The 12633-nt window shown below is 40.4% G+C and carries 9 protein-coding genes; 6 read left to right on the plus strand and 3 right to left on the minus strand.

Features of this window, described 5'->3' with window-relative positions; translation table 11 throughout:
• Window positions 1-9 precede the first annotated feature (9 nt).
• The 5 genes from rpoA to GVO63_RS12195 all read left to right on the plus strand — a co-directional run bounded on the left by rpoA (window position 10) and on the right by GVO63_RS12195 (window position 6743).
• A complete protein-coding gene (rpoA, locus tag GVO63_RS12175) occupies window positions 10-999 on the plus strand; it encodes a DNA-directed RNA polymerase subunit alpha (protein WP_105932247.1) in 990 nt (329 codons plus the stop codon).
• Window positions 1000-1040: 41 nt separating this feature from the next.
• Window positions 1041-1442, plus strand: coding sequence for a 50S ribosomal protein L17 (rplQ, locus tag GVO63_RS12180; protein ID WP_012519212.1), 402 nt, complete (start codon window positions 1041-1043; stop codon window positions 1440-1442).
• Between the two features lie 280 nt (window positions 1443-1722).
• On the plus strand, window positions 1723-3078 hold the full coding sequence (locus tag GVO63_RS12185; protein WP_159580158.1) for a flagellin: 1356 nt from the start codon (window positions 1723-1725) through the stop codon (window positions 3076-3078).
• 209 nt (window positions 3079-3287) lie between these two features.
• Window positions 3288-4694 (plus strand): mannose-1-phosphate guanylyltransferase/mannose-6-phosphate isomerase, encoded by a 1407-nt coding sequence (locus tag GVO63_RS12190; protein ID WP_159580160.1) that lies wholly within the window; start codon window positions 3288-3290, stop codon window positions 4692-4694.
• A 183-nt stretch (window positions 4695-4877) separates the two neighbouring features.
• Window positions 4878-6743, plus strand: coding sequence for a hypothetical protein (locus GVO63_RS12195; protein WP_159580162.1), 1866 nt, complete (start codon window positions 4878-4880; stop codon window positions 6741-6743).
• A 66-nt stretch (window positions 6744-6809) separates the two neighbouring features.
• On the opposite strand, the gene GVO63_RS12200 is transcribed toward GVO63_RS12195, so the two are convergent.
• Genes GVO63_RS12200 through GVO63_RS12210 form a run of 3 tightly spaced genes read right to left on the minus strand, consistent with a single transcriptional unit; the run spans window position 6810 to window position 9744 of the window.
• Window positions 6810-7568, minus strand: coding sequence for a CatB-related O-acetyltransferase (locus tag GVO63_RS12200; RefSeq protein WP_201281911.1), 759 nt, complete (start codon window positions 7566-7568; stop codon window positions 6810-6812).
• A 20-nt stretch (window positions 7569-7588) separates the two neighbouring features.
• A complete protein-coding gene (locus GVO63_RS12205) occupies window positions 7589-8950 on the minus strand; it encodes a hypothetical protein (protein WP_159580164.1) in 1362 nt (453 codons plus the stop codon).
• A 26-nt stretch (window positions 8951-8976) separates the two neighbouring features.
• Window positions 8977-9744 (minus strand): hypothetical protein, encoded by a 768-nt coding sequence (locus tag GVO63_RS12210; RefSeq protein ID WP_159580166.1) that lies wholly within the window; start codon window positions 9742-9744, stop codon window positions 8977-8979.
• Between the two features lie 75 nt (window positions 9745-9819).
• Between GVO63_RS12210 and GVO63_RS12215 the strand changes: the two genes are divergently transcribed.
• Window positions 9820-12591 (plus strand): glycosyltransferase, encoded by a 2772-nt coding sequence (locus GVO63_RS12215; RefSeq protein ID WP_159580168.1) that lies wholly within the window; start codon window positions 9820-9822, stop codon window positions 12589-12591.
• The last annotated feature ends 42 nt before the right edge of the window (window positions 12592-12633 follow it).

Raw genomic sequence — 12633 nt, forward strand, 5'->3', positions numbered from 1 at the left:
AGAGGAAGCATTGTGGGTTCTGTGACTGAATTCCTAAAACCGAGATTAGTTGAGATCGAAAACGTTTCTCCTACTCGTGCCAAAGTAACTTTGGAACCACTAGAGCGCGGCTTTGGCCACACTCTAGGTAACGCCCTACGTCGTATTTTATTGTCATCTATGCCAGGATGTGCAGTTACCGAGGTAGAAATTGATGGCGTTCTTCACGAGTACAGCACCAAAGAAGGTGTACAGGAAGACGTTATCGAAATCTTGCTAAATCTAAAAGGTTTAGCGGTTCGCCTTGAAGGTAAAACTGAGGCAACCCTAACTCTAGTGAAATCTGGCGCTGGCCCTGTTGTTGCTGGTGATATTCAGCATGATGGCGACGTAGAAATTACAAACCCTGAGCACTTAATTTGTACTTTGACTGGCGAAGCTGAAATCAGCATGCGTATCAAAGTAGAAATGGGCCGTGGTTATGTACCAGCTTCTACCCGTCGCTCCTCTGAAGAAGATGATCGTCCAATTGGTCGTTTGTTAGTTGACGCTTCATACAGCCCAGTTGAACGTATTGCTTACACTGTTGAATCTGCGCGTGTTGAACAACGCACAGACTTAGACAAGCTAATCATCGACATGGAGACGAACGGTACTTTGGATCCTGAAGAAGCGATCCGCCGTTCTGCTACCATCCTAGCTGAACAGCTAGATGCATTCGTAGACCTACGTGATGTATCTGAGCCAGTAGCGAAGGAAGAGAAGCCAGAATTCGATCCGATTCTGCTTCGTCCAGTAGATGACCTAGAGTTAACAGTACGTTCTGCAAACTGTTTGAAAGCAGAAGCTATCCAGTACATTGGTGACCTGGTACAGCGCACTGAGGTTGAGCTACTTAAAACGCCAAACCTTGGTAAGAAATCGCTAACTGAAATCAAAGATGTTCTAGCATCTCGTGGTCTTTCTCTAGGTATGCGCCTAGAAAACTGGCCGCCAGAGAGCATCGCTGAAAAAGATTAATCAGGTTTTTATCAAACTGATTTGTAGAGAAGGATAAAACTATGCGCCATCGTAAGAGTGGTCGTCAGTTGAATCGCAACAGCAGCCATCGTCAAGCTATGTTCAAAAACATGGCCGGTTCTTTGGTCAAGCACGAAGTGATCAAAACTACGTTACCAAAAGCGAAAGAATTACGTCGCGTAATCGAGCCTCTAATCACTATGGCTAAAGAAGACAGCGTTGCAAACCGCCGTCTAGCTTTTGCCCGCACTGGTGACAAAGAGGTTGTAGGTAAACTATTCAACGAGCTTGGTCCTCGTTACGAAGCTCGTCCAGGCGGTTACACTCGCATTCTTAAATGCGGTTTCCGTGCTGGCGACAATGCCCCAATGGCATATGTTGAGCTAGTTGACCGTCCAGTTGTAGAAGCTGAAGAAGAAGCAGTAGAAGCAACTGAAGAGTAATTAATACTCGATTAGAAAAAGGGGCCTGAGTGAAAACTCAGGCCCCTTTTTTTGTGCCCAAAAAATAATAATGGGGTCAGCGTCACAGCTCTGACCCCATCGTTCTTTCTACTTAGTAACTGCACCAGCAACCTAACTTGTTTGTTTCTATTTTTAATTATTACTTTGGCTTAATGTTTGCAAAAAGCTTTAGGAAATTAAGCTAAAAGCGTATAGAAAACGCCAAATTGAGCCATGTTTTTCAACTTATGTATTTCAGTTATCCATAACAAGGAAGTTTATGTTAACAACGTCATCGTTCACGCAGTCGCTTTCATCAACCCCTTTGTTCAGTAAAACACTATCTACTGCTTACGAACGGTTGAGCTCAGGCCTAAGAATAAATAAAGCTGCAGATGACAGTGCGGGTCTACAGATATCGACTCGATTAACGTCAGAATCTATGGCGAAAGGTCAGCTTCGCCGTAATCTAAATGACGGTATTAGCTACGCACAAATAGCGGAAGGCGGGCTGCAAGAATCTGCCGATATCTTGCAGCGTATGCGGCAATTAGCCATGCAATCTCAAAATGGCATCAATTCAGATGCTGATAGGCGTGCACTTGATAAGGAGTTTCAGCAGTTAAAAAACGCACTTAATGGCATTGCCTACAACACCGAAGCATTTAACCGTTTGCCTTTGTTAGGTGATAACGACCTCTTATCTGACAATGTTCCATCAATAGGCGATACCTTTGTCAAAGGCACTCCAACCCGGCTAAATAGTGGTTTACGTTCTGTGGCTTATATTCCCGCTGGTTCAACAAACGTATCCATTAATGTTGATAGCTTTTCTTTAGATGATGATCTTCAAGTATTTACCGCAAGCGGCAGACATTTGGTCGGTACACCGCTGTCAGACAACGTGTGGACTTCCAATAACATAAGTTCAGCAAGCGACATTAAACGCTTGTTATTCTCAACCGAAGAAGGCTACACACCAACGGCTAGCTACGACAGCAGTTCGCTCATAACCAATGGTGCGGGCACAATTAACGGAACAACATTTACTTTCTCTGGTGATCAACACCCCGGCATAACAACAGAAAGCCTAACCATCGATAACACAAACGAACCACTCATTATTGCAGTAATTGGGCAAGGCGTGTTTGATGCAACGGTAGATTGGGATACGTTAGGCTCTCCTGGAAGCGGTGGAAACAGTTTTGAAGCCGGCCCAGTTGATATTACCGCTACTAACTCGCTGAGCGATGGCACAGACTATATAAACCTTATAAAAACCCCAGTGGGTTTATCCGATTTAGACATGGTAGAAAGCGACGTGCTTACTTTTGAAAACGCAGAGGCAGCGTTACAGCAAATAGACAATGCTCTCGCGTACGTAAGCGAAAGCCGCGCTTTTTACGGCGCAAAAATGAATCAAATGGCATCGGCATTAAAAGTGAACGATCGCATGCATGAAGGCTTAATGGCGGCCCGTTCTCAAATCCTTGATACTGATTTCGCCGCAGAAACTGCCAAATCTACACAGGCGCAAATCGTGGAGCAAGCGAGTATCTCAGTTCGGGCGCAGGCTAAGTCAAGTGATGAGCAGGTGTTGGGTTTGTTGGATGAGACGCTGAGCCAACGTTCATGAAAAATGGAATCGAAGTCCCGATTCTCACCCTATTATTCTTTTAGCGTTCCACTATAAACTCTGTGTGACATGACACTAGTTACGAGCACTTCATTTGTAATTCAGTACAACTTTGCCATTTAATCGCAATACAAACCTTTGTATACTGAACAGAGAATATATAAATAACAGGACGTGAGCATAGCACTCACACATCAAGGATATTACAAATGAAACCAGTAGTATTAGCTGGCGGCTCAGGTAGTCGCTTATGGCCAAAATCGCGTGCAGCGCTTCCAAAGCAGTTTCTGTCTCTCACATCAGACAGCACCATGCTGCAAGACACGATCACACGCTTAAAAGGCACACCAGCCCAAAACCCAATCTTCATTTGTAACGACGCACACCGCTTTCTAGTGGCGGAGCAGCTTCGTCAAAAGAATATCCAACATGGCGGTATTCTTTTAGAACCGGTTGGTCGTAATACGGCACCTGCAATTGCATTAGCGGCACTGCATGCAAACATAAATGGCGAAGATCCCGTTCTTCTCGTATTGGCGGCAGACCACCTTATTAAAGATAACCCAGCGTTTCACACTGCTATTGCTAAAGCCGAGAAGCTAGCAGAGCAGGGTAAACTCGTCACCTTCGGTATTGTTCCAGACCAGCCGCATACGGGTTATGGATATATTAAAGCGGGCGAGCAAGCGGGCGATGGTTTCGAAGTAGCTCAGTTTGTAGAAAAGCCTGCTTTGGAAACTGCAAAAGAATATGTAGATTCTGGGAGTTACTACTGGAACAGCGGTATGTTTATGTTCAAAGCAAGCCGTTACCTGGAAGAGCTAGAAAAGTATAACCCCGAAATGCTAGACGTGTGTAAGCGTGCTATCGACACAGAAACGCCAGATCTAGACTTCATTCGTGTCGACCACGACATTTTTGCTACTTGTCCAGACGATTCAATTGATTATGCGGTTATGGAAAAAACCGACAGTGCAGCCATGGTGCCGCTAGATGCAGGCTGGAGTGATGTAGGAAGCTGGACATCACTATGGGAAACTGCTGAAAAAGACGAAAATGGCAACGTATCCGTTGGCGATACTATCTTAGAAAACACCAAAAACAGTTATGTAAACGCAGAGCAGCGTTTAGTGTCGGTCATCGGACTTGAAGACGTAGTAGTTGTAGAAACTAAAGATGCGGTTATGGTTGCCCACAAAGATGATGCGCAAAGCATTAAAAATGTGGTCAACAAACTAAAAGCTGAGCACCGCCCAGAGTTTGAATTCCATCGCGAAGTATTCCGTCCGTGGGGTAGCTACGATTCTATCGACAGTGGCGCTCGATTCCAAGTTAAGCGTATTACAGTAAAACCAGGTGAAAAGCTATCGGTTCAAATGCACCACCACCGCGCTGAACACTGGATTGTGGTTTCTGGTAGTGCAAATGTAACTATAGATGAAGAAACGCAGTTAGTTACCGAGAACGAGTCGGTATACATTCCTATCGGTGCGGTTCATGCGCTAGAAAACCCAGGTAAGATACCGCTAGAGCTTATTGAAGTGCAGTCTGGTGCATATCTTGGTGAAGACGATATTGTGCGTTTTTCTGATAGATATGGGCGTGTTGCTAAATAATTGTTAAGCAAAGAAGTTGACGGTTAAGTGAAAGAAGAGTAACTTTTTTAAAACTGACAAAAAATAAAAATTATCTAAGCAGTTTTTACCCACTAAAACTATATCTTTCGACCGGCAGTTGCCGGTCTTTTATTTTTCAGAGCATGTATGGACTAGTTCTTTCTGCTCAAAAGGATTTGATTTATGAGAAATAGACGTTTTCTATTTGTATTTTTTTATATTGTTATTAGCGCTTTACAATTATCTGCTTGCAGTAGTGAAGATAAAACATTTGACTTAGATATAAGTATATCGGGGTTAGAGTCTGGCTCCCTAACTATCGAATCTAGCATAGGTGAGCGAGTAAGCATAAACTCCAATGGAGTGTATAGATTCAAAAATGGTTTCGAATCACTGAACGAAGCAAATGTTAGCATAATCTCACAACCAGCTGGTTTGTTATGTGAAATTACACAAGACTCAATCCAAGATAATATTAAGATAGTGAACATCGTGTGTCATGGCGCACCAACCCCATCAATATTATCTATAAATTATGATGTCAAAAAAATTATTTTAGAATGGGTTAACAATTCGTCAAAAAATATGTCCCATTCTATTCTTCTTCGCCAAAGTGAAAGCGATACATTTGTCCCAATCAAACGCGGGATTTCAACTAACTCTTATGAACTCATTGTGAATAGCTATGAGTATGCGAGCGCGGAAATCATCATTGAAACTTGTAATTCACTAGGATGCGCGCAGTCAGAAATTTCAAGCGTTAGCGAAAACTTATTAGAAATAATACTGTTTACAGAGTTAGGCAGCGTGGATGAGAACTTCTATTATGGTCGTGAAGTGGCGGTTTCCAGCGAAGCTAATTTGTTATTAGTAAGTGCGAGTAAGAAGTCTTCGGACGTAGAAAGTGGACTTGAATATCGTTTCGGCTCTGTCTACTTATACTCCTTAGCCACTGGATCGCCCGTAGAAATTGAAAAGTTTGAGTTACCGAATGCTGAGCTTGATTTCGGAGAAGGAGTCGGGGTTTCTGATAACGGTCATGTTTTAGTTATTTTAGGAGAAGTTTTGTCAGAGACAGATTCTTCTGAAAAGCTAAATGGAATTTATATCTTTGAGAAACAATCAGAGGGTTCATGGCTTCTAAGTCAAACTATAGCTCTAAATGGCTTAGGCGATTGGCATGGTGGCAATGCTATTGATTTAACGTACTCGGGGAATTTAATTGTAGTTACAAATTTTAAATATGGAGACTCTCTAGGGCGAACGGTTGTTTTAGAAAAAGGCCAAGACGAGAATTACCATTTTTCTGTTATTGAAGACCCAACTCAGTCCAATAAATATACAGGTTATGGTAATTCCATATCAGTATCTAGAGACGGTAACTTTTTTGTTGTAGGCTCACCACGAGAAGATGAAAAAGTTATAGAAGTCGATAATGATGATTTCTTCACCTTCACTTATACCGAAGGTGCAGCTTTTGTGTATGAGAAATCAAATGGCGAATGGTTAGTTACTTCAAAACTGAAATCGAGTTCTCCTCGAATTGACGATGCATTTGGCACTGGATTAAATATATCAGATGACGGCCAATTAATTGCGGTAGGTTCTCCGGGGGGGGAGGGCACTTCAGGTAAAGTAGAAATTTTTGCTATAAAAGACGGATTGTGGAGCCAAGCTCATTTATTAAACTCACCTTCTCCTTCACCCTATTCAGAAGACCGTTTCGGTTACTCCTTGTCATTCAATCATGGTGCCGATGATTTATTCATTGGCGCACCGGGCGAAAAAAGCGATTTATTTGGTATAACAAAGGTATCTTCTCAGAACGTAGGCTCGAATGGTTCAGGAGCTATATATCACTACAGTATTAACTCCACCGAACATTGGGAAAATAAGACTCTTATTAAATCTAAATTTAATTTCAAATATGAAGGATTTGGAAGAAAGGTTCTTTTAACAGAATCTGGGACCTTAATTGCAACGGGATTTAACTACCCTGCGATAGTAGGTGAAAGGAAAGAGTCACCCGGCGGCTTCTATATTTACTAGTAAGCTTATAGCTCGCTTGTTGAAATGAGAGATTTTGAGCAAGCGAGCAACCAGTTAAAATTCTACTTAGTTAAAAACTTCATGAAACTTCACTAATAAAGGCTGATAGCGCTCTATGCTACCAGATTCTATTTTTTCTCTTAATTTATCACACAATTCTTCAGGCTCAGCATCAGCTTTAATCTCATTAAAATCCGTGTAGGCATAGTTCCACCATTGAATTTCCGTCAAATTTTCTATTTCTGTTTCTGAAAATCGATATTTAACAACTTTAGCCGGAACACCAGCGACAATAGCGTAAGGAGGAACATCTTTTGTAACGACGGCTCTCGTTGCGATTACTGCGCCATTGCCGATAGATATTCCGGTAGCTAAAGTTACGTTATTACCTATCCAAACATCGTGGCCAATAGTAATGGAGAGGTCTTGGTTCTGATGTGGATTAGCAATTTGATAGGGGCTATCTAGTCCAGCATCTTGCGCTGATGATGTAGATAGTATAAATGTTGGATTGTAGGTAACCGCAGAGCTGGAAAAGCGTTCTATAGGATGCTTTTCTCCCATGACACTAACTCCGCTAGCGATGGAGCAGTATCTTCCAACAACGGTATGCTCTGGTAGCTCGCTCCACGAATATGAGAAAGCGCCCATTGTATGTAATTTATTACCTTCAAAATAGCCAGTATAGGGCTCTGCAAATGAACTAGAAAAGAAGCTAACCCGTTCATTTTCTCTAAACCTTCCACGTCCCTTTTGAGTGAAAAATATTCGCTTGTTCTGAAAAAAAGAATTTAGCGATGTGTTAAAAAACCTTTTATGAATCATGTAATTATCTTTTTATCGTTTTAATTTTCATCTAGAGAATTTTGGTCATATTGAGTTACGAAGTTGATAATACCCGTTAATTTTTCATTTTGCGATGTTATTAAAAGCTCTTGGTTTAATAAGGGGGAGGGGGTAAAAGATGAGTCTTGGTTTTCTAGCTTTTCTTCTAAATAGGTAAAGTAGTTTTCATCTACACTTGGTGGCCTAATGATAAAACGTGCATTACTTTGAGTTAGAACGTAATCTGGAGAAATTGCTTTAATAAAACTTATATCTAGGTTGCCTGCGCAATGGACAAAAACAACTATCTTATAGATCCTACATAGATAGTTGAATAAGGTGTAGCTAGAAGACGAGCCAAGGATTAGAAGTACTTCATCATAAATTGCATTATCATAATAAATAACACGCATTCGCCCGAAGTTTGGAAGTTTATTGTCAAAAACGACATATTTTTGATGATTAAAAGAAGCTAGAAATTCCTCGTCGTGTTTTTTATTAGGGTAGATTTTGTTGCCTAAATCCCCAGTCACGTGTTTGGTCTTGTAACGATCATTATTAAATAACTCTACAAGCTCACTAATGTCAGTTTTTTGGTGCGATGCTACTTCAACGCTCGCCTTCATGGAACCAAAATGACTCCAATGTGTATCACACATTCGATAGCTTCGCTTTTCTGATTCCTGAAGTACTCTAACCGGAAATATTACATCCAATTTTTCCGGTACTAGGTTTAAAACCTGATCAATAGCGGTATTTTTCCCTCTTTCAAATGGATAGTACTGTGGAAAAACCATCTCTTTTGAAGGAGCTATGAGCATACATACATGGAAACCACAAGTCTCTTGCAAATCTAATAGAGTTCTAAAGTAAACTTTCCACACTGCTCTATCTTGCCTAGAAAGTTTTAACTTTCCGGTGAATTGCTCAACACTATTGTTGGTATCGTTATCCAAAAATAGCCAATTTTCTTGACCTTCTATTATTTCAAGTGCGCCTTTCAGTTCAAATTCAATCAGAGTGTTAAAATTACCTTTTCTAATAAAGCCAATTTGAAAAAACTGGGATGAAACATCTAAGGCCGTTTTGAATCCACACATTAACAAAGGGTGGCCACTAGAACACTCTTTGAGTACTACTTCGATAACATCGTGTCTCTCAATGTTCAATTCTATTGGTGTGACTCGACTACCCTCTAGTGCGACCAACTGAATATCTTCTCCTATTTCAGAGAGAAACCAACCGCTTAGCTCAATTCCATTATTTTCGATATTATCACTATCTATTTGGACGTCATTTTTTGGAGAATCAACACACCACTTAATAACTCCATCGATTGTCGGCGGGGCAACTATTTTGTTTTTTATTGTAAACGCTGACAATTTTCTCTCCTTTGAAACCTTCAGGATTATATATAACGCTCTACGATATCGTATTCATCCCTCAAATAGTGTCTGAGGGTTACATAATTTGGAACGTTTTGACTGACGTTGCGAATATTTTTGTGGCTTTCAGATAAAGGAACACCCATGTCTTTTCCTAATCTTTCTAGGTCTTTTTGGTATCTGTGGACGGAGCCAATGAATTCAATGTTATCAATGCTCACACGTTCAAAAAATCGTGCGTAAGCTTTAGTAAATTGAGGCAATGTATTGTTAGTTATCATATCAAATACAATATCCTCAATCTTTGAGACTCCATTCATAACATATATTTTTTTTAGTATTAGGTATTGTGGGTGATCTCCACCTGTTTGTAATAGGTGTCTCACTAAGCTGTAAACTCGAGCGACAGGATCTCTTACCCAAACCATCCTCTTCGAATTGGGGAAAACTTCAAGATGACTCTCGTGAGGTTTAAAGTGGCCATGGATGATTTTACAATGTTTAGGAAGCCACAAAGGCTCCGCCCTAGAAATTTCTTTTGCACCAGTAGATGCATATGCACCGAAAACCTGAGATGGATAATTCTGCTCAAGGCTTGCTCTCAAAGAGCTTCCAGCTGTTTTGGGTATGTGATAAGAAATCCATCTAATGTTGGTGTGAGGGTGACCTTTCGAGTACTTTGAAGGATTGACGAGCTTTTCTAAAGCCCATGCTATTTTTCTATATTTCATTGAGTCTTTAATCGGAGAAAACTGAAAAAGAATGTGCGGTAAAGGATTTTCTTTAAACAAGGAAAAAGAATTACCCTAGACGATTGCGCAAATCATCAATACCATTGCCCACAATGTTATTCTCAGGATATTACCATGCCTAAGACGCCGTCCCAATTAGTAATCAATTATTTTGATTCATCTTGGTATCTTAAAGCCTACCGTGACGTAGCAAATGCTAGCATAGCGCCTGAAAAGCACTTTGTTTTGTTTGGTTGGAAAGAGGGACGGTGGCCTTGCGATTTTAACGCTGTTCGCGCAGACCAGGACTTGTGGGAAGATGCGAAAAGTGGCAGCGCGCTAAGCCAACTCAAGAGCTTGTTTGAGGCTGATTGTCGTGCTGAAAAAAGTTTAGCAGCGTGGTTTTTGGGGCGTTGGTATGCAAGTTTCAATAAATGGGAAGAAGCACACTATTATTCGAGGCATTTTGCAGAAGATGACTTCATACTTGAGTTAATACCTCATGACGGTCCTATAACTTTGCTTGCAATGTCTTGCTTGAAAGTGGGGGATTTGGAAAAAGCAAAATCTATAATTTCGACAGCAACTTGGAAAAGCACCTGGGAGCACACGGTTGTTTCGAGTTTAGCAGCATCTGGCCAAAATAAAATCGCCATCCTAAACAAAATGTATACCGAAGCCAATTTACTTAAACTAATTGAAAAAGATGTTGGTTTAGATGGCCTTACTTGCATACCGGGTAAAAATCACAGAAGCTCATGGCTAAAGCCTTTGGTAACGGTCATTATTCCTTGCTTTAATGCTGAAAATTTTATCCGAACTGCTCTTAACAGTCTACTTGCCCAAACTTATGAAAAAATTGAAATTATCGTCGTTGATGATGCTTCTACTGACAATACAGAGAAGGTTATTAAAGAAATTGCATCAACAGATAAGCGTGTTCGTTATTTAAAGTTAGAACGGAACGGCGGTGCTTATAACGCTAGAAACGTTGGGCTCAAGGCAGCGAAAGGAAGTTTAATAACCACGCATGATTCTGACGACTGGTCACACCCTCAAAAAATTGAAGTACAAGTAAATGCTTTTAAAGCAAATAGGAATATAAAAGCGAGTGTTAGTTCATGGGTTAGAACAGATAACAGCCTCGGGTTCCAACGTTGGCGAATTGATGATGGCTTAATACACAGAAATGTATCTAGCTTAATGTTTAAGAGAAGTGTTTTGCGGAAGTTGGGATATTGGGATTCAGTCTCAATAAATGCAGATACTGAAATGTATTACCGAATTCTTTCACATTACGGACAGTCCTCAATAGTTGAGGCTTATCCTGGAATTCCCCTCGCTTTCGGTAGAGTTGAGCCTTCTTCTCTCACTAATGCTGGGCCAACTCACATTCGAACTCAATTTTCAGGACTGAGAAAAGAATATTTGGATAGTGCTCTCAAATGGCATAAAAGTGGGAAAGGACTTTATATGCCCGATAAGGGAAAACGAAAATTTATCGCTCCACCTTATATATGTAGAGGAACGGAGTTAAGCAATAAAGACAATCTTAAGAATTACATAAATGGTTCGGAAGCGTTTGATAAATGTTGGTATCTAGCCAAGTACAAAGATATTGCCAGCGCAGGTATAGATCCCATTGACCACTATGTAAGATATGGTATTCATGAGGGGAGGGAGCCAAATTCTCTTTTTAATCCTAGTGCTTACGCTTGGATTAAAAAAGTTTCTTTGTCCCAAGCGTTTATTTTATGGCTATCGGATAGAGATAATCTTACAAAAATATTATCTCTAGAAGGAGAACCTAAAGCGGATGGTGAAAAGAGCGTAATGATGTTTGCACATCTTGCTGGCCCTGAATTGTTTGGTGCTGAAAAAAGCTTTTTAGATTGTGTGCAAATGTTAGCTGAAAATGATGTGAATATTTATGTTGTTTTACCTAGTGCACTTAATGAGGAGTATGTTAGTGAGGTCTTGAAATATGCTGTAGAGGTATTCTTTTTACCTATCTGTTGGTGGGACGGCAATAGAAAGGTTATAAACACTCAAGTAGCGACTATTGAGAAGCTAATAACATCTCTAAAGATTGATATTCTATACGTAAATACGATTACATTATGGGAGCCGCTTGTGGCGGCTAGCAACTTGGGAGTTAAATCAGTAATGCATATCAGGGAACTTCCAGAGAATGATAAATCGCTATGTGAAGCCTTGGCTGCATCCCCTGAAAAGATAAGAAGGCATGTAGCCAAAGTCGCTGATCTATATATTGCGAATTCAAATTTTACGCAAAATTATTATGCCCTAGGAAAGATATGCGAAGTTGTGCCGAACGCCGTCAGTAGCAACAGCGCTGTAAATACTATAAATAAAAAGAACTCCCCTTTCGTCGTAGCTATGATGAGCAGTAATATTGAGAAAAAGGGTATTAGAGATTTCTTTGAGGTCGCGTATAAATGTAGCAAAAAAAAGTTACCAGTGTCGTTTGAAGTATATGGACCTCGCACTGATATTTTGACTTCATTACTTAATCGATATTCTGAAACAAATGTCGTCTTTAAAGGCTACGCTAGCGATACCGCCAATGCTCTGAAGACTGTCAATGTAATTCTCAACCTCTCAAATTTCGATGAGTCTTTTGGTCGAACTGTAATAGAAGGGATGGCATTAGGATGTGTGCCTATTGCCTACAACAAAGGTGCATTAACTGAAGTTATATCTGAAGATTGCGGCTTTTTAGTTCCATTTAAAATGACTAGTGAAATTGTTACGCAAATAGAAAAACTTTCGCAAAATCATGAGGAGTTTGAAAAATTGTCAAAACAGGCGCTTAAGGCAGTTGAAAATAGTTACTCAAAACAGAAAGTGAAAGTTAAGTTTTCCGAGGCAATACTGACGCGGTAACATTTCTCTCAAGTTGGTGTTAGAATTATTGCTGCTGAATAT

This window comes from Alteromonas sp. KUL106 (assembly GCF_009811415.1).
In the GTDB taxonomy this organism is placed as follows: domain Bacteria; phylum Pseudomonadota; class Gammaproteobacteria; order Enterobacterales; family Alteromonadaceae; genus Alteromonas.